Here is a 24,306-nt window from a genome sequence, read left to right on the forward strand (position 1 = left end):
TTATTTATACTGGTGAGCGACGCTTATTTTGTAAAGTGAAATGTTGATTTAAATGATGCATCTACCCATAATTCCCCCATAGACGCTGTCGATAACCCGATGCCGATAATCAGAGTGACCTCATGAACGCCAGCACCGACAAGATACTTCACCTGCTCAAGATGCCATGGATCCCCCAGGGCGCTGTCACTGCCAGCAAGCGCCATTCGGTAATCAGGGTCACAGCATGAACGCCAGCACCGACAAGATACTTCACTTGCTCAAGACCCAAGGCCCCCAGAGCGCCGCGGCCCTTGGCGAGCAGTTGCAGATGACCTCCATGGGCGCTCGCCAGCACCTGCAAGCCATGGAGGCCGATGGCTGGGTGAGTTTTCGGGATGAGGCCCGAGGGCGAGGCCGCCCGAGCCGGCTCTGGCTGTTGACCGAACAGGCCTGGCAGCGCTTCCCCGATGGCCATGGCGAGCTGACTCTTCGTCTGATTGAAACGGTGCAGCAGCTGTTTGGGGAGAGCGGACTGGATAAGGTGATTGCGGAGCGCGAACAGCAGCAGTTGGGGCGCTACCGGGTGCAACTGGCCGAGCTCTCTTTGGCTGAACGGGTAGCGGAACTGGCCATCTTGCGCACCCGGGAAGGCTACATGGCCGAGGCCCGCCAGGAGGCGGATGGCAGCTGGCTATTGTGGGAGAGTCACTGCCCCATCTGTGTCGCGGCGCGAGGGTGTCAGGGTTTTTGTCGCAGCGAACTCGCCATCTTCGCCGAGTTGCTGGCCCCGGCCCGGGTCGAGCGTGAGGAGTATCTGCTCAGCGGCGATCACCGCTGCCTCTACCGCATCAGCCCCCCTCTCGATGACGCCCAGGGACCCGAGCAGTAAGCCGCTGAGCCAAGCCTGCGGGTCTGTAGCCCGCGACAAAAAACAACAAAGCAGGCGCCGGGAGGCCTGCTTTGTTGTTTTCTACGGACCGGTAAGCCCGCATCTGTCTGTCATGGCCCGATTAGGCGTGACGTCTTATGGTGCTCGGAGTCTGGTTGGACTCGTCGCCGCAGGGGCTGGATGCTGCCACTGCCTGACCACCGTTTGATGAGTTCATATTACCCGGATGCCTCGGGCGAGTGGTTGCGAAGAATTGGTTATTTTCGATTGTTTTTGCAACGACTCACCCTTAATCTAGAAAAATACAATAAAACATTGCGACAAGGTGACAAAGCATGCTGAAACTGGATCGTATAGACCGTCATATTCTGGAATTGATGCAGGAGAATGGTCGCATCAGCAACCTGGAACTGGCCGAGCTGGTCGGCCTCTCCCCCTCTCCCTGCTCACGACGGGTCAAGGCGCTGGAAGATGCGGGCCTCATCGATGCCCATGTCACCCTGCTCAACGCTCGCCAGCTGGGGCTCACTCTCACCGCCTACATTCACATCTCCATGGACAGACATACCCCTGAGCGATTCGAAAACTTCGACACCGCCATCTCGGCCCTGCCAGAAGTGCTCGAATGCGACCTTATCACCGGCAACGATGCGGATTACCAGCTCAAGGTGGTGGTGCGCGACATGGAACACTATCAGCACTTCCTGCTGGACAAGCTGACCCACATTCCCGGAGTGACCGGGGTGCGCTCCAGCTTCGTGCTGCGCCGCATCAAGCAGAAGACAGCCCTGCCCCTGAACCACCTGGGCTGAGGCTAGCGGTCCGGCCACCCTGATGAGACGGCATGAAAAAGAGGAGGCCAAGGCCTCCTCTTTGTTTGGTGCTCTGTTACCCCTGAGCGCTCAGGACACTGCCGCGCTGACATCCTCGACTTGCAGCAGCCAGCCTTCGGCCGCCTGGCGGGGGGCGCCACTTAGCACCAATCGCTCGTCAGTCTGCGCGGCTTGCCCCTGCGGCAGCTCGACCAGCAGGCTGTCCGAGCCGGTATCAAATACCCAGCGCCTCTCACCAAGAGATTCTATCAAATAGCCTTCCATCTCGACCTGCGACTGGGCGTGCCAAAGCGGCTCCACCGGATCCCGGCTCTCGATGAAATCGGCCTGCACACCAAAACTGGCTAGTCCCCATAGGATGGAGAGTCCGACCCAATGCTGCATTTCTGGTACTCCTCACGTGGGACTGATGAAGCCAGTATGGGAAGAGAAAACTGAGTACACCATGAACAGTCGGGCAAACTGCTAGCGGGATCGCGAAAAAAACCGACCAGAGCGGTCGGTTGCGTCATTTTGTGATGAGGATCTCCCCTCAGTTGGTGGCTTCCTCTGCCGTGGCGGCCTCTCCTGGCTTATTCATCCACATGGCCACCCCATGGTGATCGTCACAGATCCCCTGCTCGCGCACCGCCTTGACCCGGGTACCATCCTTGCAGATGGCGCGCCAGGCGTCGGCATCATCGATCTCCAGCGGGCGCGCATGCTGGCCCGTGCCACCACAGGCCACCAGCAAGAGCCCCAACAGCGGGACCAGTCGGCTTATCCTTGTCATCCATGATCTCCTCACATTGCCGGATTGGACTCAGCGACCCAGCTGGCTCGAGATGCGATCGCACAGTCCCTTGAGCTGGGTCAGCTCAGCATCGTTCAAGTCCACCTGATTGCGCAAGTTGTCGGCCAGGCAGCTGGCGCGAACCTCGGCCTGCAAGGCACGTCCCGTGTCGGTCAGCACCACACACTTCTGCCGCTCATCTTCCGTCGACACCGTGCGGGTGAGCCACCCCTTGCTCTCCAGCCGCTTGACGATGGGGGTCAGGGTGCCCGCATCCAGCCCGGTATCCTGGCCAATCTGCTTGAGGCTGACCCCGTCCTCGGCCCAGAGGGAGAGCATCACAAGATACTGGGTGTAGGTGAGATCCAGCCGATCCAGCAGGGGGCGGTATGCACGCATTACCGCATTGGAGGCGCTATAGAGCGCAAAACAGACCTGCTTCTTCAATTCGCTCATGGCACTACCTCGCTAGCTATGGGGCCAGTATACCCGAGATTAATCGCCACCCAAATATTTTGCACACAAAGTAGTTGTCAAAAGCGTGTCGCGGTATTAGCCTTAATTTACTTTGCACACAAACCATAGTGAGACGCCATCATCATGAAGAGCCTCTATCGCACTCAGGCACTGGCCCAGGCCGGTCGCAACGGGGAAGTTCACACCCAGGACGGTACCTTGCAATTGGCCCTGGCCCTGCCCACCGATCTCGGCGGCAACGGCCAGGGCAACAACCCGGAGCAGTTGCTGGCAGCCGGTTATGCCGCCTGCTTCTCCAACGCCCTGCTTCATGTCGCCAAAGCCCTGGGATCACCCCTTGCCGCAGCGCCTGTCGCCACCACGGTCGATCTGCTGGCCCGTGCCGATGGCACCTTCACCTTCGCCATCCTGCTGGAGGTGACCCTGACCGGGGATCTCGCCGAGCAGATAGTGCGCAAAGCCCACCAGACCTGCCCCTTCGCCAATGCCATGCGGGGCAATGTCGCCACCCGCCTGCTGCTCAACGGCCAACTACTGGAGGAAACCAAATGAACCAGATTAGCCGCCAGATCCAACTGCTGCGCTACCCGTCCGGCCTGCCGAACCTGGCCGATTTCACCCTGGCCGAGGTGGCGCTGCCCCCTCTGAATGAAGGGGAGGTGGAGGTCAGCAACCAATGGCTGTCGGTGGATCCCTACATGCGGGGTCGCATGTCACTGGCCAAGAGCTATGTGCCACCCTTCACCCTCAACAGCGCCCTCGACGGCGGCGCCATCGGCACCGTGATCGCCTCCCGCCATCCGGATTTTGCCATCGGCGATAGGGTGAGCAGCATGCAGGGCTGGCGCGATCACTTCATCGCGCCCGGCGCCGCGCTCACCCGCTTGCCGCAAAGCTCGCTGCCGCCCCAGCGCTTCCTCGGCGCCCTCGGCATGCCGGGCATGACCGCCTGGGTTGGCCTGCACAAGATAGCCAAGCTGCAAGCCGGTGAAACCGTGCTGGTCTCGGCCGCCTCGGGGGCCGTGGGAACCATGGTGGTGCAGCTTGCCAAGCTGGCCGGCGCCCGCGTCATCGGCTCCACTGGCTCGGCCGACAAGGTAGCGGCCCTCGAAGCCTTGGGCATAGATGAGGTGATCAACTACAAGACGACCCAGGATCTGGCCGGCGAGCTGGCGCGTCTGGCCCCCGAGGGGATCCATGTCTACTTCGAGAATGTGGGGGGCGCCATGCTGGAGGCCGCGCTGGATCACATGGTGATCAACGGCCGCATCGTCATGTGCGGCCTCATCGACCAGTACAATGGCGCGGGTCAGGGAGGGCCGAACAACCTCTCCCAGATCATCCGCAAGCGCCTCACCATGCAGGGCCTGATCGTATTTGATCACTGGCAGCACTATGGCGACTTCCTGGCCGAGGTGACCCCCGCCTTCGAAGAGGGGCAACTGCAGGCCAACGAAACCGTCTATCAGGGGCTGGAGCAGGCGCCTGCTGCCTTCATCGGCCTGTTCGAGGGACGCAATACCGGCAAGATGCTGGTCAAGCTGGATTGATAGCCCCTCGCTGACGGCTTGCGAAACGGGTCCACAGGTTCTAATGTGGGCCCGTTTTTCATTCAGCGAGGAATCCAATGTCCACTCCTTACCCCCGCGTCGGGATCGGCGTCATCCTGGTCAACGCCCAGGGACAAGTGCTGCTCGGCAAACGCAAGGGCAGCCATGCCCCCTACTGGTCCATCGCTGGTGGTCACCTCGAGCTTGGTGAAAGTTTCGAAGCGGCGGCAATCCGCGAAGTGGCCGAGGAGATCGGCTTCATCATCCACCATCCCCAAGTCGTCGCGGTGAGCAACAACCTGGAAACCTGGCGCGAGAGCGGCCTCCATTATGTCTCAGTTACCCTGCTGGCCAAGGTCGATGGCGAACCCGAACTGCGTGAACCAGATAAGTGCGAAGGGTGGTACTGGTGCGATCCGGACCATCTGCCGGAACCCCACTTCGACGCCAGCCGCCAAGCCATTGCCAGCTGGCGAGCCGGGCTGTGCTACCTGCCACAATCGAGCCAGCCGACACCATGACCATCGCCTGCTGGCGAGCCGGGCTTTACTACCTGCCACAATCGAGCCAGCCGCCAGGCCGTTGCCAGCTGGCGAGCCGGGCTCTGCTACCTGCCCCAATCAAGCCAGCCGACACCCTGCCCCATCGACCAAGACTGGCCGACTGCGCCTGATGCGTGGGGGGAGGTAGCGCGGCGCCCCTGTTATCCAGGATTCATGAAACTCTTGTATCATGCAGGCTTTGCCATGACGCGAGCGCACGGATTACGGATGATAGGGATCTTTTTGCAGTTTCTCTGGCTGGGTTGCACCAGTTTTGGCGGCCCGGCGGCCCACATAGGTTACTTTCAGCGCACCTTCGTCACGCGACTCGGCTGGCTTGACCAGGCCGAGTTTGCCCAGCAACTGGCCCTGTGCCAGCTGCTGCCGGGACCGGCCTCCAGCCAGCTCGGTTTTGCCATAGGTCGGCACAGGGCCGGGCTTGGCGGTGCCCTGGCCGCCTTCGTCGGGTTCACCCTCCCCTCCTTCCTGCTGCTCGCCCTTGCCGCCTTGGGACTGGGGCAGCTGGCAGAAAATCTTTGGCTGGATGCGGCGCTGCACGGTCTCAAGCTGTTGGCGCTGGTGGTGGTCGCCGACGCCGTATTGAACATGGCGCGCCAGTTCTGCAAGGAGCCCCTGACCCAGGGCATCATGATGGCCACGGCGGCGGCGCTCTGGTGGCAACCCGGTCTATCCACTCAGTTGCTGATGCTGCTGGCGGCCGCCCTGCTCTGCGCCCGCCTGGCCAAACTACCAGCGGCTCAGTCCCACCCCTGGCAGGGGCCGCACTGGCCCAGTCTGGTGCTGTTTACGTTGCTTTTCCTCGGATTGCCTCTGCTGGCCAGCTCAGAGACGGGCCGACTGATTGCTGATTTTTTCCGGGCGGGCAGTCTGGTATTTGGTGGCGGTCATGTGGTACTGCCGCTGCTCGAACAGAGCGCAGAGCAGAGCCTGAGCGCCAGCCAGTTCCTGACCGGTTACAGCCTGGCCCAACTGGTCCCGGGCCCCATGTTTACACTGGCAAGCTATCTGGGGGCCTTGATGCTGCCACAGCAGGCGCTGCTCGGCGCGCTGCTTGCGACCCTAGCGCTGTTCATGCCGGGCTTTTTGCTGCTCTGGGCTCTGGGCCCCTGCTGGCAGGCGCTGCTGGCCAGACCCCGACTGGCCGGGGCCGTGACGGGCATCAATGCCGCCGTGGTCGGCCTGTTGCTCGCCGCCCTCTATCAACCCATCTGGCAAAGTGCCGTGCTGGCACCCAAGGATCTGGCACTGGCTGCGACCGGCCTCTTCCTGCTGCGGGTGATGAAGCTGCCCGTGCTGGCTCTGGCTGCCCTGCTGCTCGCCAGCAGCTTGCTGCTGGCGTGAGCCCCCGGGCACGGTCATCATCACAAACCATAAAAACGGCGGCGCAGCCAGGCTGCGCCGCCGTTTTTGATATCCCAGTTTGGCCCGTGTCAGCTCAGGGCTCGTCGGCCTGAAAATCCAGACTCAGACTGTTGACGCAGTAGCGCTGCCCCGTCTCGGTCGGCCCATCAGGGAAGAGATGGCCCAGGTGGGAGCCACAACCGGCGCAGCTGATCTCGATACGCTTCATGCCGTGACTGCTATCGTCGCGAGAATGCACCCTGCCGTCGATGGCACGATCGAAGGAGGGCCAGCCACAACCGGCATCAAACTTGGCACTCGAGGGGAAGAGCACCTGCTTGCAGCAGGTGCAGAGGTATTCACCGCTTTTGCGGTTGTGAAGCAGAGCGCCGCTGTAGGGCTGCTCGGTACCCCGCTCCCAGCAGACATGAAACTGCTCGGGGCTTAAGGTCTGGCGCCAGCTTTCCGGGTTATTTGCACTCAAATCTTGCCTCCACGGCGCAAGGTCTGTGAGACAGGGCCACAGCATAACCAGCCATGGCCCTTGACTCCACCCCACTGAATGCCCGAAAAAGCGAGATTGTGATCCCCTTGGCAGATAAAACCACTGTTCCAGCTTATCTGCCAGAGCCAGCCGGAATTCAGGGGGCGTGATGACCCGCAGCATCAAGAGGGGGGTGAACCCGCTCCAGCAGCTTGAGGGAGTGCGCCCGGCCCACGGCCACCTGACGCTTGATGTCATCAGGCAGGAAGGGCAAGCCATCATTGGTGGCCGTGTCTATGGTCTGCACCCACTCCATCCCCTCTCCCGGAGGCGGCAGCCGGAACTGAATGTCGTAACCGCTGGCATTGAACAGCACCAGCCAACGCTCCCCCTCCTCATCCAGCGACCCTATGTCCATGGCGAAGGCCTGGCCCATGGGCGCCTGCCAATCCTGAGCCGTGAGCAGGTGACCGTCCGGGTGATACCAGTCGACGCGATGGCAATGCTCCTGAGCGCCATTCCAGTTGTCGTCACATAGCCGCAGGTTGGAGAAGACTTCGGAGCTGGCCCGCAGCGCCACCATCTGCCGGGTGAACGCGAGCAACCGTTCATCCTCCGGCCGCCACTGCCAGTTGACCCAGCTTATCTGGTTGTCCTGGCAGTAGGCATTGTTGTTGCCAAGCTGGCTGCGTCCCATCTCATCCCCACCGAGAAAGTGCGGTGTGCCCTGGGAGAGCAGCAGGGTGGCTATCAGGTTGCGCTTTTGCTGGAGTCGCAGATTGCTGATGCGCGGATCCAGGGTCGGCCCCTCCACCCCATGATTGTTGGAGAGATTGTTGCCGTGACCATCCCGGTTGTCTTCACCGTTGGCCTGGTTGTGACGCTGGTTGTAGGAGACCAGATCCTCCAGCGTGAAACCATCGTGATAACAGAGGTAGTTGATGCTGGTATGTGGCGAGCGCCAATTTTTGGGGAAGAGATCCCGCGATCCCATCAGCCGGGTGGCAAGATCCGCCATCTTACCGCCATCCCCACGCCAGAAGGCGCGTACCGTGTCGCGATAGCGATCGTTGATCTCATGCCACTGGCTCGGGAACTGGCCGAGCCGGTAGCCGAACGGACCTATATCCCAAGGCTCGGCGATGAGCTTGACGCCGGCAAGCACGGGATCGGCCATCAGCACCTTGAAAAAGGCCCCCATGGGTTCGAACTCCCCCGCCTCACGCCCCAAGGTGACCGCCAGATCGAAGCGAAAGCCGTCCACCTGCATCTCGGTCACCCAGTAGCGCAGGGCGTCGAGCACCAGCCGCAGGCTGTTGGGGTGATCCAGGTTCACACTGTTGCCACAGCCGGTGACATTGGCATAACGGTTGAAATCCGGGCCATGGGCCCCCGGGTCAAAGCTGTAGTAGCCGCTGTTGTCCAGCCCCTTGAAGGAGAGCAGCGGGCCATCGAAACCGGACTCGGCTGTGTGGTTGTAAACCACGTCCAGGATCACCTCTATGCCTGCCCTGTGCAGTTCGCGCACCATGGTCTTGAACTCGGTCACCGCATCCGCCACCGCGTAGCGCGGCTCTGGAGCAAAGAAAGCGACCGGGTTGTAACCCCAATAGTTGGTGAGCCCCAACTGCTCCAGCCGGGGTTCCGCCATAAAAGCCGCCACCGGCATCAGTTGCAGCGAGCTGATGCCCAGCGTCTTGAGGTGCGTCAGCATCAGGGGATGGCAGAGCCCCAGATAAGTGCCGCGTTCGGCCTCAGGGATGGCAGGATGCAGCTTGGTAAAGCCCTTGACGTGCGCCTCGTAGACCAGGGTGTGCTGCGCAGAGATGACGGGCTTGGTCACGCCCTGCCAGTCAAAATCATCCTGGACCACCACCGACTTGGCCTGCATGGCCGCGCTATCCCCCTCATAAGCGTCGGCATCCCAACGCAGCGGGCGGGAGAGCGCGCGTGCATAGGGGTCGATCAACAGCTTGTCGCCATCAAACAGCAGGCCATCCATGGGCTCGCCATAGACGCGGTAACCGTAACGCTGGCCCGCCCGGATGCCATGCACGTGGCCGAAGCTGTATTGGCCCCGCCGCCCAGGCAGCACCAGGCGCGCCGTCTCCACCTCCTGCTCGTCATAGAGGCAGAGTTCGACTCGCTGCGCCTGTGGCGCCCAGACACAGAACTGGCAACCCGTCTCATCCAGCCAGGCGCCGAGGCGCAGGCCTGTTCCTTTCTCGATATTGAGCATCAAGACTCCTGTTTGATGAACAAGGTCGCGAGCGGAGGCAAGTCCAGCACTATGGAGTGGCTCATGCCCTGCCAGGGGGTCGGCTCGGCGACAAAACCCAAGCCCACATCATAGTTGCTGCCCCAGTAATGCTCACTGTCGGTGTTGAGCAACACCCGGTAACGCCCCTCCCCCGGCACGCCAAGCCGATAAGTCAGGCGCGGCACTGGGGTGAAATTGCTGGCAATCAGTACCGGCCTGCCGCCACTCAGATCGGCGCGCAGCCAGGCCAGTATGCTGTTGTCGGCGTCGTTGTGATCCAGCCAGCAAAAGCCTTGGCGCTCGTGATCCGCCTCAAACAACGCAGACTCGCTGCGATAGAGCTGGTTGAGATCGCGGATGAGTCGTTGCTGACCCGCATGTTTGGGGAACTGCAGCAGGTGCCAAGGCAACTGGGCATCGTGATTCCACTCGCTGCTCTGGGCGATTTCGGTGCCCATGAAGTTGAGCTTCTTGCCCGGATGACCGTACATGTACCCCATGTAGGCACGCAGGTTGGCGGCTTGCTGCCACTCGTCGCCGGGCATCTTGTAGAGCAGGGAGTGTTTACCGTGCACCACCTCGTCATGGGAGAGCGGCAGTATGAAGTTCTCGTCATAGTGATACACCATGGCGAAGGTCATCTCGTTGTGATGATAGCGCCGGTGGATCGGCTCTTTTTGCATGTAGCTCAGGGTGTCGTGCATCCAGCCCATGTTCCACTTAAAGCCAAATCCCAGGCCGCCGAGGAAGGTGGGTCGGGAGACACCCGCAAAGGCGGTGGACTCCTCGGCGATGGTCACGGCGTTGGGATACTGGCCGTAGACTGCCTCGTTGAACCACTTGAGCAGGCTGATCGCCTCGTAGTTGTGATTGCCGCCATCGACATTGGGCACCCACTCCCCGGCATTGCGCGAATAATCCAGATAGAGCATGGAGGCGACCGCATCGACCCGCAGGCCATCGATGTGGAACTTGTCGAGCCAGTAGAGGGCGCTCGCCACCAGGAACTGGCGCACTGTGTCCCGGCCAAAATCATAGATGTAGGAGTTCCAGTCCGGGTGCCAGCCCCGGCGCGGATCTTCGTACTCGTAGAGCGGCGTGCCATCGAAACGGGCCAGACCGTGGGCATCGGACGGGAAGTGGGCCGGCACCCAATCCAGGATGACGCCAATCCCCGCCTGGTGGCAGGCATCGACGAAGAACTTGAAGTCATCGGCACTGCCAAACCGGCTGGTCGGCGAGAACATGCCCACCGGCTGGTAACCCCAGGAGCCGCTGAACGGATGCTCCGAGACCGGCAGCAGTTCGATGTGGGTGTAACCCATCTCAGTGACATAGGAAACCAGCTCCTCGGCCAGTTCGCACCAGCTCAGGCTGTCGCCATTGGGGTGCCGCTTCCAGGAACCGACATGCAGCTCGTAGATGGAGAGCGCCTGCTCGCGCTTGTCACCGCCACAGCGAGCTTGCCAGTCGCCGTCTTGCCACTGGTACTGCTCATGGTCGTAGACCACGGAAGCGAACGAGGGATACTGCTCGCAGTAGAAGCCAACCGGATCACTCTTGTGCGGCAAGCGATTGCCCGCGAGATCCTTGAGCTCGAACTTGTAGCGTGCCCCGGCCTGCATACCGGGCACGAACAGCACCCAGTGACCGCACAGGCTGCGCTGCATGGGGTGACGGCGACCATCCCACAAGTTGAAGTCACCGATGAGGCTCACCGCGGTGGCACTCGGGGCGTAGACGGCGAAACGCACCCCGCAAATAACCTGGCCAAGGTGAGTGATGGTGGTGAGCTGGGCCCCCAGGGTCTGATAGAGATGCTCGGGCGCTGCGGTCAGTTCGGCAAGGCCGCTCCAGGCGGCATCCTGGCACTGATAGGGATCGATGATGTCGTGGCTGGCATCGGGATAGCGGGCGATAAGCTGATAGGGAAAGGGGAGCTTGCGGCGGGTGAAAACAGTTTCAAAAAGACCCGATGGGTCACTGGGAGTCAGAGTGGCGACCAATTTGCCCGACTTGAGATCCTTGACGCCGACCTCGATGGCGTCAGGCAACCAGGCCCTCAACCTCAGACCGGGTCCGTCCGGATTGGCACAGAGGCCTAAGTGAGAGAAGGGATCGGCACAACGGGCCGCAGCCAAACGTTCAACGAGCATAGGGACATCCTTTCATAGCAGAGCATCCGCCCGGGCCAGGGCCCGAGCGGATGTGAGCGAGTCATGGGAAAACGACTCAACGACTGGCCTCATCGCGGGCCTGGCTCATACGAGCCGCCAGCGCCTTGAGCGACTCTCTCTCGAACAGATCTTCCAGATCCGCCGACAGCTTGCGACGCCAGTTCGGGTATTCGTAGCTGGTACCGGGTACATTGACCGGTTTGTCCATCTCCAGCCAATCTTCCAGCTGGGTACTGAACAGGGCACAGCTGCCACGGGACATGTGGATCTGCAAACCATGATTCAGCTCGGTATTCATACCGACCCAATTGACGTCATGACTGACATTGGGGGAGATGACCCCATGGCCATGCAGGCTGTCGAGAATGCACTGTTTGGCCTGGTGGCGATCCGCATACAGGGTCTTGAGTACCGCCTCGTCCGGGTAGAGCCCCAGCTCCTTGCCCAGCGCCAGATCATCACAATGCCAGAACCCCTTGAGGGTCGGCATGTCGTGGGTGGTCAAGGCCGACATCGCCTGTTCGGTGTAGTGGGCCGGAGAGATATAGCCACCATCATCCTTGGAGCGCTCGAAGAAGAACACCTTGTAGGAGTGGACGCCATTCTCTTTGAGAGTCACATCGATACCTTGCGGCACCGTGCCCAGATCTTCCCCTATCAGCAGGCACTGATTGCGGTGGGACTCCAGCGCCAATATGCCGAGCAGGTCATCGACCGGGTAGTAGATGTAGGCCCCTTTGGCGGCCGAAGCTCCGGGCGGTACCCACCACAACCGCAGCAAGGCCATGACGTGGTCGATGCGCAGCGCGCCGCACGAACGCATGTTGGCCCTGAACATATCCACCATGGGTTGATAGGCAGCTTCAAAGAGCTGGTTCGGGTTCATGGGGGGCAGGCCCCAGTTCTGACCGAGCGGCCCCAGGATATCGGGCGGCGCCCCCACAGACGCTTTCGGGCAATAGAGTTCACGGTTGGCCCAGATCTCGGTCGAGCCTTCGGAAACACCCACCGCCAGATCCCGGTAGATCCCCATCACCATGCCAGCGGCCTTGGCCCGGGCGTCGGCAGCGGCAAGCTGCTCATCGGCCAGGAATTGCAGATAGAGATAGAAGTTCACCTCTTGGCTGTGGGCGGCCACCCAGGCGGCCACCTCTGCATTGTGGTAATCCTGCAAGGCCTCGGGCCAGACCGGCCAACCCCAGGCATTCTGGCCTTCGGCATAGAGGCTCGCCTGGATGGCATCGAAGCTCGCCTGCTGCTGCAGACTGTCACCACCGGCTGCGACAAAGGCGTCGAACGCAGCGAGACGTGCACCACTCAACGGACGCTGGTCGAACACCTTGCGCAGCATAGGCAGCTTGATGGCGGTGACACCGCTGTAGTCCACGTACTCTTTGGCGCGCAACAAGGTGAGTTGCTGCTGGAAAGAGGGCGAAGCAACCTCGGCCTTCAGGTCAGCATTAGCTTGAAACTCAGGCACAGCCTCCACATCGATGTAGATGAGATTCAACCAGCGACGGGAAGAGGGGCTATAAGGACTGGCACTCTCCGGATTGGCCGGGTAGAGGGCATGGATAGGATTGAGGCCGACAAAGTGTGCGCCCCAGCCAGCAACTCGCTCGACCAGCAGGCCAAGATCGCTGAAATCGCCAATGCCCCAGTTGGTACGACTGCGCAGGCAATAGAGCTGCACGCTCGGTCCCCACACCTTGCGACCCTGAGCGATGGGCGCCTGTTTGTAGCATGCCTTGGGCGCGACGATGAGCCGCATGCTGGCCAAGGGTTCGTCATTGCCCTCCTCGAGCAGCACCAACTGGTGATAACCCAGACCCGGGGCAGCATCCAGAGTGACGCGGTAGGCCTGACACTCCATCTCCTCGAATTCGGCCACACCGACCAGCTCGCCCTCGACCGGCGTGAGCTGACCGGACAACTCGCCCCCCTGCTCCACCGAAAGCGTCCAGATGAGGCTGTCATTGACAAAATCGATGGGCAGGCGGATTTCGAGGCTGACAGGCTCGCCGTCACGCACCACCATCACAGGATCCAGAGCGCGCAACCAGTGTTGGCGATACTCCTGTTCCAGCTGGGCGGTGAGCATCGCTTCGTCATCGACCTGGTAGCCCATGGCCCCCAGCATGGCAGCCTTGCTCTCTTGGGATACCTGGGCCGGCTGGCCCCAGGCATCAACATACTCGCTGGCAATGCCTTTGGCGGCAGCCAGCTGTTCTATCAGGGTGGTCATAGTTTGAGAATTCCCGCTGTGGATTCTGTCTATACTATTTGTTTAGTTTTTATGGGTCTTACTGGCGGACTGGCTCTTTGGCCACGCCAAACCGCCGCCATTTTTACACATCTGACCTGGGGGTTGTGTGACAGAGTAGGCACTATTTGGGTTATCTCTTTCGACAAAAACTGGTAGTCAGTTACATAAACAGAAAATAAATTTCACAGTTTTTCATGATATAGCGCAATTTCGCGCAGATTGTTGGTTGACTCACCGGTGAGTTCTAGTAAATTTACAAACGGAATTTTCTTTGACTACTGAACAGTTAGGTAACCAATTATGACTATCAAAGTAGGTATTAACGGTTTTGGCCGTATCGGCCGTTTCGTCTTCCGTCTGGCCGCTGAGCGTGCTGACATCGAAGTGGTTGGCATCAACGACCTGATCGACGTTGACTACATGGCTTACATGTTGAAGTACGACTCCACTCACGGCCGTTTCAATGGCACCGTTGAAGTCAAAGACGGCAACCTGGTTGTTAACGGTAAAACTGTACGTGTTACCGCTGAACGTGACCCGGCTAACCTGAAATGGGATGCCATCGGTGTTGACGTTGTTGCCGAAGCAACTGGTCTGTTCCTGGACGACGCCACTGCTCGTAAGCACATCGCTGCCGGTGCCAAGAAAGTCGTTCTGACTGGCCCGTCCAAAGACGCGACTCCTATGTTCGTCATGGGTGTTAACGACGCGACCTACGCTGGCCAGGACATCGTTTCCAACGCTTCCTGCACCACCAACTGCCTGGCCCCGATCGCCAAGGTTCTGAACGATACCTTCGGTATCGAATCCGGCCTGATGACCACCGTCCACGCTACCACTGCTACCCAGAAGACCGTTGATGGTCCGTCTGCCAAAGACTGGCGCGGTGGCCGCGGTGCGGCTCAGAACATCATCCCGTCCTCTACCGGTGCTGCCAAGGCTGTTGGCGTTGTTATCCCGGAACTGAACGGCAAACTGACCGGCATGGCGTTCCGTGTACCGACTCCGGACGTGTCCGTTGTTGACCTGACCGTCAACCTGAAGAAAGCTGCCACCTACGCTGAAATCTGCGCAGCGATGAAAGCCGCCTCCGAAGGCTCCATGAAGGGCGTGCTGGGCTACACCGAAGATCAAGTGGTTTCCACCGACTTCCTGGGTGAGCGTCAAACTTCCGTATTCGATGCCAAAGCCGGTATCGCACTGAACGACAAATTCGTTAAAGTTGTATCCTGGTACGACAACGAAATGGGCTACTCCAGCAAGGTTCTGGACCTGATCGCTCATATCTCCAAGTAATTTGGGATGCGCAATCACGTAGCGTAAAAAAGGCGGCCATTGGCCGCCTTTTTTGTTATTGGCACATTGTTGTTTGGCCGTCGAATCCTCGTCGGATCCTCAAGGAGTCTCCATGCAATCCCTTCGTTCCCTGACTGCCAGCTGCCAGCTTGGCGTCAACCAAACCGGCCTGCCCCTGCTCTATATCGACAATGGGGTCGCCAAGGCCGAGATCAGCCTGTTTGGCGGCCATGTGTTGCGCTATCAACGCCATGGTGAGCCAGCGTCGCTCTGGCTAAGCGACAAGGCCGCCCTCGACGGCAGCAAGCCCATCCGTGGCGGCATTCCCGTCTGCTGGCCCTGGTTTGGCCCCTCCCCCGCCCGGGTGGGTAGTGGCAAGCCAGCTCATGGCTTCGCCCGCACCAGCCTCTGGACGCTGGATGGCGTCAGCGATCACGAAGATGGCACCCTGGTGCATCTCTCCCTGACGGACAACGATGCCACATTGGCGATCTGGCCTCACCCCTTCGAGCTGGAACTGGATGTACTGGTCGGCCGTGAGCTATCCCTGGTGCTGACTACTCGCAACACAGGAGCAGACCCCATCGTCTATAACGCCGCCCTGCACACTTACTTGCAGGTGAGCGCCCCTGAGGCCATTGAAATACAAGGATTGGGCGAACCCTATCTGGACAAGCTGAGTGGCCAGCAAGCGTGCCAACAAGGCTCTGTCGTCCTCAATGCGGCCATGGATCGCATCTATCAGGCTCCCGACGCCCTGGTTGAAGTACAAGATGGTGATCGCAGCACCCAGGTCATCAGTGGCAATCATGACAGCATAGTGGTCTGGAATCCCTGGGCGGAAGGCGCCACCGCCATGGCCGACATGAGCGATGATGGCTATGCCACCATGTTCTGTGTTGAGGCCGCCATCACGGCCGATGCCGGTGTAACCATAGCTGCGGATGAAGAACACAGCTTCTCGACCGTGATCTGCTAAGGCTCATGCGCTAAAAAGAGGGCACCCTGGGGTGCCCTCTTTTCTATGCGCTTTCTGATATGCCCTTGCCTTGCGGCCAGAGACACTGAGCCGATCAGGCGTTGCCCTGGACCTTCAACTTGAGTTCGGCGGCAAAATCCAACATGCGATCGAGCGGGATCAACGCCTTGATGCGCAGTGCCTCATCGACCAATATCTCGTGCTGCTCGGCACCATCGCTGAGCGCGTCCTTGATCGCCGCCAGGCCGTTCATTGCCATCCAGGGACAATGGGCGCAGCTGCGACAGGTCGCGCCATCGCCACCGGTCGGAGCCTCGACCATCTCCTTGTCCGGACAAGCCTGTTGCATCTTGTAAAAGATGCCGCGGTCGGTCGCCACTATCAGTTTTTTCTGAGGCAAGTCGCGAGCCGCCTTGATCAGCTGACTGGTCGAGCCGACCGCGTCGGCCAATTCGATAACCGAGGCCGGGGATTCAGGATGCACCAGCACAGCCGCATCCGGGTTCTGGGCCTTGAGCTCGCGCAGTGCGCTGGCCTTGAACTCGTCATGGACGATGCAGTGGCCCTGCCAGCGCAACATCTGGGCGCCAGTCTTCTTCTCGATATAGGCGCCGAGGTGCCTGTCCGGGCCCCAGATGATCTTGTGGCCCTGGCTGTCGAGATGCTCGACGATTTCGAGCGCAATGCTGGAGGTCACCACCCAGTCTGCCCGCGCCTTGACCGCCGCCGAGGTGTTGGCGTAGACGACGACGATGTGATCCGGATTGGCATCACAGAAAGCGGAGAACTGCTCAATCGGGCAACCCAGATCGAGGGAACACTCAGCCTTTAGGGTCGGCATCAACACCTGTTTGTGAGGGCTCAGGATCTTGGAGGTTTCCCCCATGAAGCGCACGCCCGCCACTATCAGGGTCTGGGCTTCGTGATCCCGGCCAAAACGGGCCATCTCCAGGGAGTCACCGACGAAGCCACCCGTGGATTCGGCCAGGGCCTGGATCTCGGGATCCGTGTAGTAGTGGGCGATCAGCACAGCCTTGCGCTCAGTTAGCAGCGCCTTGATCTCCTCAATGAAGCGGCTCTTCTCGGCCTGGCTCAAGGGGACGGGTTTGGCCGGGAAGGGGTAATCCATCTCAACCGCGGGAGGGATACTGCTCAGTGCATTGCTCATTGCGACTGTTCCATCAGGGCTTGGAAAGGCCAAAATTATAACCAGAAGCCGGCCACAAACCCATCAACAAATCACAATCCCGAGCAGAGGGCTCAAGCGTACCCACAACAAAAAGGCCCGCACTTTCGTGCGGGCCTTTTTATCTGACCATCTTGCTGGTCGGGAATATGGTGGTCGTTACTGGGCTCGAACCAGTGACCCCCTCCTTGTAAGGGAGGTGCTCTCCCAGCTGAGCTAAACGACCTGGGAAACTGTCCATCTCAGCGATGGGAAATGATGGTGGGCCGTGCTGGATTCGAACCAGCGACCAATTGATTAAAAGTCAACTGCTCTACCGACTGAGCTAACGGCCCATCTAACTCATTTTTACTGCTTACAAACTTGGTGGTCGTTACTGGGCTCGAACCAGTGACCCCCTCCTTGTAAGGGAGGTGCTCTCCCAGCTGAGCTAAACGACCTGGGAAACTGTCCATCTCGACGATGGGAAATGATGGTGGGCCGTGCTGGATTCGAACCAGCGACCAATTGATTAAAAGTCAACTGCTCTACCGACTGAGCTAACGGCCCATCTAACTCATTTTTACTGCTTACAAACTTGGTGGTCGTTACTGGGCTCGAACCAGTGACCCCCTCCTTGTAAGGGAGGTGCTCTCCCAGCTGAGCTAAACGACCTGGGAAACTGTCCATCTCAGCGATGGGAAATGATGGTGGGCCGTGCTGGATTCGAACCAGCGACCAATTGATTAAAAGTCAACTGCTCTACCGACTGAGCTAACGGCCCATCTAACTCATTTTTACTGCTTACAAACTTGGTGGTCGTTACTGGGCTCGAACCAGTGACCCCCTCCTTGTAAGGGAGGTGCTCTCCCAGCTGAGCTAAACGACCTGGGAAACTGTCCATCTCGACGATGGGAAATGATGGTGGGCCGTGCTGGATTCGAACCAGCGACCAATTGATTAAAAGTCAACTGCTCTACCGACTGAGCTAACGGCCCATCTAACTCATTTTTACTGCTTACAAACTTGGTGGTCGTTACTGGGCTCGAACCAGTGACCCCCTCCTTGTAAGGGAGGTGCTCTCCCAGCTGAGCTAAACGACCTGGGAAACTGTCCATCTCGACGATGGGAAATGATGGTGGGCCGTGCTGGATTCGAACCAGCGACCAATTGATTAAAAGTCAACTGCTCTACCGACTGAGCTAACGGCCCATCTAACTCATTTTTACTGCGGTTCATACTCAAAAAGTATGGTGGTCGTTACTGGGCTCGAACCAGTGACCCCCTCCTTGTAAGGGAGGTGCTCTCCCAGCTGAGCTAAACGACCTGGGAAACTGTCCATCTCGACGATGGGAAATGATGGTGGGCCGTGCTGGATTCGAACCAGCGACCAATTGATTAAAAGTCAACTGCTCTACCGACTGAGCTAACGGCCCATCTAACTCATTTTTACTGCGGTTCATACTCAAAAAGTATGGTGGTCGTTACTGGGCTCGAACCAGTGACCCCCTCCTTGTAAGGGAGGTGCTCTCCCAGCTGAGCTAAACGACCTGGGATACTGCTGTCCACTTCATGAGTGGAAATGGTGGGTCGTGCTGGATTCGAACCAGCGACCAATTGATTAAAAGTCAACTGCTCTACCGACTGAGCTAACGACCCATACCACCATCGCACCTGGCTCATGACTGAACCAACGCTGACGGCGGCCTATAATACGGATTTAAATTTCCGGTGCAACAGAAAATTCTTAATTTAAATCCGTTTGCTCACTGCGCGTACAAACCGCCGTCACATTTACAAGAGTGTTACGAAAACAACTACCTAGCGCAATGTTACAGCTTGTCGAGGCTCTGCTTGGCGAGCTGTGCTGGCGAGGTATTGGGATAGCCCTTGATCACCTGCTCGTAGTAACTTTTTGCCTGAGCCTTGTTGCCATCCAGCTGAGCTATCATGCCCAGCTTGACCAGCGCATCGGCACGCTTGGGCGATTTGCCGTACTTGTCAGCCAAGGTCTTGAACTGGGCCGTGGCACCGGGTCTGTCGCCCTTGTTGAACAGCAACTGACCTAGCCAGTAGTGGGCATTGGGCACATAGCTCGAATCCGGGAACTGCTTGATGAATCCCTGAAATGCCGGGATCGCCTTGTCGTAGTTTTTATCCTTGAGCACCAGATTGACGGCCGAATCATAGGCCTGATTCTCATCCTGGTTACTGGAATAAGTCGCAGCACTCGCGGCGGTGGCTGTTGCCGCCGTGGCTGCTGCCGCTGCGGCCGGAGCAGCCTGCTGGCTACTGACTTTGTCGAGTTCCTGATAGAGCTGGCGCTGGCGTTCCTGGGACTGCTCCATCTTGTAGGTCTGCTGCTCCAGCTGACCACGCAGATCGGCCACCTCCCCTTGCAGGGAGTCGACTTGCTGCTGCAAGTCGGCCTGTAGACGCAGACGAGCATTGAGGGTTCGCTCCAGCAGCGCAACCCTGTCCTCCAGGCTGCCTGAGGGTACGATGGCACCCGCATTGCTGCCGAAGGCGGCGGTGACCGCACTGTCGCCACCGGAGAGATCGGACACAGGCGCCGCGGCATGGGCCCCCATGCTAAATAGAAGTGCGGCCATCGAAATGGCCGCATTTTTATACACAAGATTCATCCGAATGAAACCTTAGTAGACCAGAACCGCACGACGGTTCTTGGCAAAGGCATCCTCGGTGTGAGACAAGTCCAGCGGCTTCTCTTCGCCATAGCTGACGATAGACAGTTGCTCAGCCTGCACACCCAGGGTTTGCAGATATTTGGCTACGGCCTTGGCACGACGTTCGCCCAGGGCGATGTTGTACTCTGGGGTACCGCGCTCATCGGCGTGACCTTCGATCAGTACTTTGACGGACGGGCGCTCACGCAGATAGCTGGCGTGGGCATCCAGCAGGTCAGCGTATTGACCCTGGATATCGTAACCGTCGTACGGGAAGAAGATGACGTTGTCGCGCTGCAGCGCTTCGAACTTCTGACGCATCTGCTCTTCCGGTGACAACAGACCATTGGCGGAGCCAGTCTGTACACCACCCATGCCGTCGGTCATACCCGCTTCGGCGCCAGAGGCGTCGGAGTCGGAAGAAGAACTACAGGCAGCCAGGGCGAACAGAGGCAGTGCGATGGCCAGACCCTTGAGCAGTTTATTGAGTTGCATGCTATTTCCTTAAACCTTTATAACAAAACAAAAAACAATTGAATTTATTATCAATTCAGAAAGGGCGACCAAGCTGGCGCACGTATTTCCCCGCTGCTTGTCGGCAATACTGCCTTGAAGCGACCATCCGTCGAGACCAGAGCCAGGCTCTTGCGCCCCTGATAGATGGTGGAGTAGATGATCATGCTGCCATTAGGAGCCACACTTGGCGACTCATCCAATGCACTCTGGGTCAATACCAACATGGCTCCACTTTCCATATCTTGCCGAGCGATGCGATATTGTCCCTGTTCCCGGGTGACCACTACCATGGACTTTCCGTCCGCTGTCATGGACGCCCCCTGGTTAGAATCCCCTTCCCAGGTGATGCGACGAGTGGCGCCAGTCGCCAAATTTACGCTATAAATCTGGGGTTTGCCACCACGTTCAGAGGTGAATATCAAACTTTGTCCATCCGCTGCCCAAGAGGGTTCGGTGTCTATGGTGCGGCTATTGGTCACCCGGGTCAGCTGCTTGCTCGCAACATCGATGATGTAGATATCAGGCTGACCATCTTTGGAGAGAACGATAGCCAATCGGCGACCATCTGGTGACCACTCCGGCGCCCCGTTAATGCCACGGAAACTGGAGACCAGACTGCGTTGCTGGTTGTAAATATCCTGCACATAGATCTCGGATTTCTGGTTCTCGAAGCTGACATAAGCCAACTTGCTGCCATCCGGTGACCAGGAGGGTGACATCAACGGCTCACGGGAACGCAGCAATACCTTCTCGTTGTAACCGTCATAGTCTGAGATGCGCAGCTGATAGGGGAACTGTGCCCCCTGATCGACAGCCACATAAGCCAGACGAGTCAGGAAGGCGCCACGTTCACCAGTCAGGCGCTCATAGACGATGTCGGAGATACGGTGGGCGAACTGACGCATCTGGGCACCGGGTATGGTGGCCATGCGGCTGTCGAGTACGTAGCCATTGGCTTCTCCGCCTTGGGTCTTGGCCAGTTGGCCCTTGAGTACATCGACCAGCTCGAAGTTGATTTTGTAGGAACCGTTGCCGGCAGGGGCTATGGTGCCCACCACCACGGCCTCGACCCCTTGGGAGGCCCAGGGCGCGAAGTCAATCTCGCCACTGCTACTCGGGGTTTGCGGCATCTGGCCACGGGCCAGCGGCTTGAATTTGCCGCTGCGCATCAGGTCATTGGAGACCACCTCGGCAATATCCTGAGGCAGCTGTCCCTCACCACTCCATTTGAAAGGAGCGACGGCGATGGGACGGGCGCTGTCGATACCACCTGTGATGACGATGTCCAGAGCCGCCTGGGCACTCTGGCCCATCAGCAAGCAGCCAACCAAAGCAAAAAATACTTTTCTTATCATGGCTTAAATACTCGGTTCCAATTTGAGATTGAATTCTTTCAGCTGCTCGAATGCCGCAGGATCCTTGGGCACGGGCAACTGGTTCGCCTTCAGTACGGCGGCTCGACCCGAACGGCAAACGGCGGGATCACCCTGACCATTGTCGACCGAAATGACGAAGCCACTGCTGGCAAGCTTCACACCGATAGTACATGTTTTGCCCCGCATGGTGGGATCCAAAATCATATAGCGCTCGACTGTCGCCTTGATGAGGGCGGCATATTTGTCGACCTCACCCTGAGCCGCAGCCGCGGCCGCCTGACTTCTAGAGCTAGCCTCAGCCGCCATCTGCGCCTGCATTTGAGCCTCTAGCTGTGCCTGTAGCTTGGCCTCTTCGGCCGCCTTGCGCTTACGTTCTGCATCGGCTTTGGCTTTCTTGTCCGCCGCTTCCTTCGCTTTCTTGTCTGCGTCAGCTTTTGCCTTCTTGGCCGCCTCGTCCTTGGCCTTCTGGTCGGCCTCGGCTTTGGCTTTCTTCTCGGCATCCGCCTTGGCTTTCTTGTCCGCTTCGGCCTTGGCCTTCTTCTCGGCTTCGGCTTTCGCCTTCTTGTCCGCTTCGGCTTTGGCTTGCTTCTCCGCCTCGACTTTCTTGGCGGCTTTGGCCTTCTCCTCAGCCTGCTTCTGTTCTTGCTCTTGTTTCTTCTTCAGGGCCAGGGCCTTGCTGGTCGCCTCTTCGGCCGCCTTGCGTTCTGCCTCAGCCTTCTTGGTTTTCAGCTCTTCCTGTTTGCGAGCCTGTTCGGCTTTCTGGGTTTGCTCCTCGGCCTGTTTCTGTTCAGCCTGCTTCTTCTGTTTCTCGGCCTCTGCCTTGCGAGTCGCCTCTTCGGCCGCCTTACGCTTGGTCTCGATGGTCCGCAGCCGCTCCTGCTCCAGCTCACGGGCCTGTTTGGCTTGATCGATCTCGGCCTTCACGGCCGGCTTGTTTTGCTGTTGTGCTTGCTGTTGCTGGATCTTCGCGGCTTGCTCGGCGAGGAATTCGTCATCGAGCATCACAGCGTTGACTATCTGGGCCGAGGAGGCAGGCCGCTTCGGCTTGCTGAAGTCGACGCCGACCAGCAAGATGATGCCGATGATCAGGTGCAGCAGCAGCGAGACGATGAGATAACCGGAAATACCACGCTTCACATCCATCTCCGTCAGTTCACCGGATCCGTCATCAGACCGACCTGAGGCACCCCGGCTTTCTTCAGGGCCACCATCAGCAGTATCACCTCTTCGTAGCGCACGGCCTTGTCGCCGGCAACCACCACGGGCGCGCCCTGGTTGACCGCGAGATACCCCATGGCCTTCTCGGTGATAAATTGCTGGATAGCCTCGGGGGACCCTGCAGGCACTGGCTCGTCATCCGCCTCACCCGCCTTGACCACGTACTCGCCGTCGACGTTGACGCTGACGATGAAGGGGGACTTGGCATCTTCCGGCAGTTGCTCGGATTCAGCCTGGGGCAAATCCACTTTCACCCCTTGCGTGATCACCGGCGTCACCGCCATGAAGATGATAAGCAGCACCAGCATGACGTCGATGTAAGGCACCACGTTGATCTCGGCCACCTTCTTGCGCCGGATCCGCTGATAAGTTTGCATTTACTTCTCACCCTGCTGCTGTGCTATCTGGCGGTTCAGAATGGTGGTGAACTCATCCATGAAGTTGACGTAAGCATTCTCCAGCCGTTCTACCTTGTGGGAGAAACGGTTGTAGAAGATAACCGCGGGTATGGCGGCAAACAGACCCATGGCAGTGGCGATAAGCGCCTCGGCGATGCCGGGTGCCACCATCTGCAGGGTCGCCTGTTGTACCTGACCCAGGGCGATAAAGGCATTCATGATGCCCCAAACGGTACCAAACAACCCGATATAGGGGCTGATGGAGCCGACGGTGGCCAGCACCGGCAAATTGGACTCCAGCTCGTCCACGGCGCGAGACAGCGAGACACGCATGGCGCGGTAAGTACCGTCCATCACCGCATCCTGACCACGGGCACCGGCTTTGAGCAGACGGGCATACTCCTTGAAGCCGGAGTAGAAGATGTCTTCCATGCCTTCGATATCATCGCGGCGGGCGGAGGACTCCTGATAGAGGCGATTGAGATCCACCCCGGACCAGAATCTGTCCTCGAATTGCTCGGATGCCAGGTTGGCGGCCTTGATGACCTTGGCGCGTTGGATGATCAGCGCCCAAGAGACGACAGACATGCCCATCAGGGTCAACATCACCAGCTTGACCAACAGGCTGGCTTGCCAGAACAGACCAATAAACGAAATTTCAGCGTGCACTTAACAGCACTCCCTTCACATTTTCAGGTATTGCAACAGGTTTCATAAGCGGGTGACTGACACAGGCTATCTGTACCATGGCCTGGGTGATCAGTCGCCCATCAGCCGCCAGTATCTGCTGCGAGAAGCGCATCGAGGCACGTCTCACTTCAGTCACTTGCGTTATTACGGTCAGTAATTCGTTGAAGCGGGCTGCGGCGCGAAAATCGATCTCGGTCCGGCTTACCACGAAGGCGATCCCCAGTCCGAGCAGGACGTCCTGCTCTATGCCGCCTGCACGCAGCAACTCGGTGCGGGCCCGCTCCATAAATTTGAGATAATTGGCGTTGTAGACGATGCCCCCGGCATCGGTGTCTTCGTAGTAGACCCGTACCGGAAACTCAGAGACTTCACCCATAACGATCTGTG

23 protein-coding genes and 14 tRNA genes are annotated in these 24,306 nt (G+C 59.0%); 8 read left to right on the forward strand and 29 right to left on the reverse strand.

Going from position 1 to position 24,306, the window contains the following annotated elements; genetic code table 11:
* Positions 1-226: 226 nt before the first annotated feature.
* Both ACSMDR_RS08045 and ACSMDR_RS08050 read left to right on the forward strand, forming a co-directional pair.
* Positions 227-871, forward strand: coding sequence for a helix-turn-helix transcriptional regulator (locus ACSMDR_RS08045; RefSeq protein WP_436467873.1), 645 nt, complete (start codon positions 227-229; stop codon positions 869-871).
* Positions 872-1,206: 335 nt separating this feature from the next.
* Positions 1,207-1,683 (forward strand): Lrp/AsnC family transcriptional regulator, encoded by a 477-nt coding sequence (locus tag ACSMDR_RS08050; protein WP_005904753.1) that lies wholly within the window; start codon positions 1,207-1,209, stop codon positions 1,681-1,683.
* Between the two features lie 90 nt (positions 1,684-1,773).
* Here the strand turns inward: ACSMDR_RS08050 and ACSMDR_RS08055 are convergent, their stop codons facing one another.
* From ACSMDR_RS08055 to ACSMDR_RS08065, 3 genes are all read right to left on the reverse strand, one after another.
* Complete coding sequence (locus tag ACSMDR_RS08055; RefSeq protein ID WP_436467874.1) at positions 1,774-2,088, reverse strand: hypothetical protein; 315 nt, start codon at positions 2,086-2,088, stop codon at positions 1,774-1,776.
* Positions 2,089-2,236: 148 nt separating this feature from the next.
* Positions 2,237-2,467: a DUF3761 domain-containing protein gene (locus ACSMDR_RS08060; RefSeq protein ID WP_436468227.1), complete on the reverse strand. Its 231-nt coding sequence runs from the start codon at positions 2,465-2,467 to the stop codon at positions 2,237-2,239.
* Between the two features lie 39 nt (positions 2,468-2,506).
* Complete coding sequence (locus ACSMDR_RS08065; RefSeq protein WP_436467875.1) at positions 2,507-2,932, reverse strand: MarR family winged helix-turn-helix transcriptional regulator; 426 nt, start codon at positions 2,930-2,932, stop codon at positions 2,507-2,509.
* Positions 2,933-3,076: 144 nt separating this feature from the next.
* Between ACSMDR_RS08065 and ACSMDR_RS08070 the strand changes: the two genes are divergently transcribed.
* The 4 genes from ACSMDR_RS08070 to chrA all read left to right on the forward strand — a co-directional run bounded on the left by ACSMDR_RS08070 (position 3,077) and on the right by chrA (position 6,407).
* Entirely contained in the window at positions 3,077-3,505 is a 429-nt protein-coding gene (locus ACSMDR_RS08070) for an Ohr family peroxiredoxin (RefSeq protein WP_005904743.1), read from the forward strand.
* A complete protein-coding gene (locus tag ACSMDR_RS08075; protein ID WP_436467876.1) occupies positions 3,502-4,503 on the forward strand; it encodes an NADP-dependent oxidoreductase in 1,002 nt (333 codons plus the stop codon). Before ACSMDR_RS08070 ends, ACSMDR_RS08075 begins: the two co-directional genes overlap by 4 nt.
* 77 nt (positions 4,504-4,580) lie before the next feature.
* Positions 4,581-5,024, forward strand: a complete 444-nt coding sequence (locus tag ACSMDR_RS08080; protein WP_436467877.1) for a nucleotide triphosphate diphosphatase NUDT15 — start codon at positions 4,581-4,583, stop codon at positions 5,022-5,024.
* 249 nt (positions 5,025-5,273) lie between these two features.
* Entirely contained in the window at positions 5,274-6,407 is a 1,134-nt protein-coding gene (gene chrA / locus ACSMDR_RS08085) for a chromate efflux transporter (RefSeq protein ID WP_436467878.1), read from the forward strand.
* A 94-nt stretch (positions 6,408-6,501) separates the two neighbouring features.
* On the opposite strand, the gene msrB is transcribed toward chrA, so the two are convergent.
* The 4 genes from msrB to malQ all read right to left on the reverse strand — a co-directional run bounded on the left by msrB (position 6,502) and on the right by malQ (position 13,573).
* Positions 6,502-6,891 carry a peptide-methionine (R)-S-oxide reductase MsrB gene (msrB, locus tag ACSMDR_RS08090; RefSeq protein WP_436467879.1) on the reverse strand — a complete coding sequence of 130 codons (390 nt, stop codon included), beginning with the start codon at positions 6,889-6,891 and terminating at the stop codon, positions 6,502-6,504.
* Between the two features lie 157 nt (positions 6,892-7,048).
* On the reverse strand, positions 7,049-9,130 hold the full coding sequence (gene glgX, locus ACSMDR_RS08095; protein ID WP_436467880.1) for a glycogen debranching protein GlgX: 2,082 nt from the start codon (positions 9,128-9,130) through the stop codon (positions 7,049-7,051).
* Positions 9,130-11,307 (reverse strand): 1,4-alpha-glucan branching protein GlgB, encoded by a 2,178-nt coding sequence (gene glgB / locus ACSMDR_RS08100; protein WP_436467881.1) that lies wholly within the window; start codon positions 11,305-11,307, stop codon positions 9,130-9,132. Before glgB ends, glgX begins: the two co-directional genes overlap by 1 nt.
* A 76-nt stretch (positions 11,308-11,383) precedes the next feature.
* Positions 11,384-13,573, reverse strand: coding sequence for a 4-alpha-glucanotransferase (malQ, locus tag ACSMDR_RS08105; protein WP_436467882.1), 2,190 nt, complete (start codon positions 13,571-13,573; stop codon positions 11,384-11,386).
* Between the two features lie 321 nt (positions 13,574-13,894).
* Between malQ and gap the strand changes: the two genes are divergently transcribed.
* Together gap and ACSMDR_RS08115 are read left to right on the forward strand one after the other, a co-directional pair.
* Positions 13,895-14,890 carry a type I glyceraldehyde-3-phosphate dehydrogenase gene (gene gap, locus ACSMDR_RS08110; protein WP_005313250.1) on the forward strand — a complete coding sequence of 332 codons (996 nt, stop codon included), beginning with the start codon at positions 13,895-13,897 and terminating at the stop codon, positions 14,888-14,890.
* A gap of 112 nt (positions 14,891-15,002) precedes the next feature.
* Positions 15,003-15,869: a D-hexose-6-phosphate mutarotase gene (locus ACSMDR_RS08115; protein ID WP_436467883.1), complete on the forward strand. Its 867-nt coding sequence runs from the start codon at positions 15,003-15,005 to the stop codon at positions 15,867-15,869.
* 94 nt (positions 15,870-15,963) lie between these two features.
* On the opposite strand, the gene nadA is transcribed toward ACSMDR_RS08115, so the two are convergent.
* From nadA to ybgC, 22 genes are all read right to left on the reverse strand, one after another.
* Entirely contained in the window at positions 15,964-17,037 is a 1,074-nt protein-coding gene (gene nadA, locus ACSMDR_RS08120) for a quinolinate synthase NadA (RefSeq protein WP_436467884.1), read from the reverse strand.
* A 168-nt stretch (positions 17,038-17,205) separates the two neighbouring features.
* A tRNA-Val gene (locus ACSMDR_RS08125) sits at positions 17,206-17,281 on the reverse strand.
* A gap of 33 nt (positions 17,282-17,314) precedes the next feature.
* Positions 17,315-17,390, reverse strand: a tRNA-Lys gene (locus ACSMDR_RS08130).
* A 29-nt stretch (positions 17,391-17,419) separates the two neighbouring features.
* Positions 17,420-17,495: transfer RNA gene (locus ACSMDR_RS08135), tRNA-Val, on the reverse strand.
* Between the two features lie 33 nt (positions 17,496-17,528).
* Positions 17,529-17,604, reverse strand: a tRNA-Lys gene (locus tag ACSMDR_RS08140).
* 29 nt (positions 17,605-17,633) lie between these two features.
* Positions 17,634-17,709: transfer RNA gene (locus ACSMDR_RS08145), tRNA-Val, on the reverse strand.
* A 33-nt stretch (positions 17,710-17,742) separates the two neighbouring features.
* Positions 17,743-17,818: transfer RNA gene (locus ACSMDR_RS08150), tRNA-Lys, on the reverse strand.
* A gap of 29 nt (positions 17,819-17,847) precedes the next feature.
* A tRNA-Val gene (locus ACSMDR_RS08155) sits at positions 17,848-17,923 on the reverse strand.
* A gap of 33 nt (positions 17,924-17,956) precedes the next feature.
* A tRNA-Lys gene (locus ACSMDR_RS08160) sits at positions 17,957-18,032 on the reverse strand.
* Between the two features lie 29 nt (positions 18,033-18,061).
* Positions 18,062-18,137: transfer RNA gene (locus tag ACSMDR_RS08165), tRNA-Val, on the reverse strand.
* Positions 18,138-18,170: 33 nt separating this feature from the next.
* Positions 18,171-18,246, reverse strand: a tRNA-Lys gene (locus tag ACSMDR_RS08170).
* Between the two features lie 39 nt (positions 18,247-18,285).
* Positions 18,286-18,361 (reverse strand) — tRNA-Val (locus tag ACSMDR_RS08175).
* Positions 18,362-18,394: 33 nt separating this feature from the next.
* Positions 18,395-18,470, reverse strand: a tRNA-Lys gene (locus ACSMDR_RS08180).
* A 39-nt stretch (positions 18,471-18,509) separates the two neighbouring features.
* A tRNA-Val gene (locus tag ACSMDR_RS08185) sits at positions 18,510-18,585 on the reverse strand.
* A gap of 32 nt (positions 18,586-18,617) precedes the next feature.
* Positions 18,618-18,693 (reverse strand) — tRNA-Lys (locus ACSMDR_RS08190).
* A 173-nt stretch (positions 18,694-18,866) separates the two neighbouring features.
* On the reverse strand, positions 18,867-19,679 hold the full coding sequence (gene ybgF, locus ACSMDR_RS08195; RefSeq protein WP_005908542.1) for a tol-pal system protein YbgF: 813 nt from the start codon (positions 19,677-19,679) through the stop codon (positions 18,867-18,869).
* 12 nt (positions 19,680-19,691) lie between these two features.
* Positions 19,692-20,216: a peptidoglycan-associated lipoprotein Pal gene (gene pal / locus ACSMDR_RS08200; protein WP_005908541.1), complete on the reverse strand. Its 525-nt coding sequence runs from the start codon at positions 20,214-20,216 to the stop codon at positions 19,692-19,694.
* A gap of 50 nt (positions 20,217-20,266) precedes the next feature.
* Positions 20,267-21,592, reverse strand: a complete 1,326-nt coding sequence (tolB, locus tag ACSMDR_RS08205) for a Tol-Pal system beta propeller repeat protein TolB (protein ID WP_005908540.1) — start codon at positions 21,590-21,592, stop codon at positions 20,267-20,269.
* 3 nt (positions 21,593-21,595) lie between these two features.
* Positions 21,596-22,756 carry a cell envelope integrity protein TolA gene (gene tolA / locus ACSMDR_RS08210; RefSeq protein WP_005908539.1) on the reverse strand — a complete coding sequence of 387 codons (1,161 nt, stop codon included), beginning with the start codon at positions 22,754-22,756 and terminating at the stop codon, positions 21,596-21,598.
* 5 nt (positions 22,757-22,761) lie between these two features.
* Positions 22,762-23,208 carry a protein TolR gene (gene tolR / locus ACSMDR_RS08215; protein ID WP_005908538.1) on the reverse strand — a complete coding sequence of 149 codons (447 nt, stop codon included), beginning with the start codon at positions 23,206-23,208 and terminating at the stop codon, positions 22,762-22,764.
* Positions 23,209-23,898, reverse strand: coding sequence for a protein TolQ (gene tolQ / locus ACSMDR_RS08220; RefSeq protein ID WP_005908537.1), 690 nt, complete (start codon positions 23,896-23,898; stop codon positions 23,209-23,211).
* Positions 23,888-24,295, reverse strand: a complete 408-nt coding sequence (gene ybgC / locus ACSMDR_RS08225; protein WP_436467885.1) for a tol-pal system-associated acyl-CoA thioesterase — start codon at positions 24,293-24,295, stop codon at positions 23,888-23,890. Before ybgC ends, tolQ begins: the two co-directional genes overlap by 11 nt.
* Positions 24,296-24,306: the final 11 nt, after the last annotated feature.

This window comes from Aeromonas molluscorum (assembly GCF_051376105.1).
Lineage (GTDB): Bacteria > Pseudomonadota > Gammaproteobacteria > Enterobacterales > Aeromonadaceae > Aeromonas > Aeromonas molluscorum.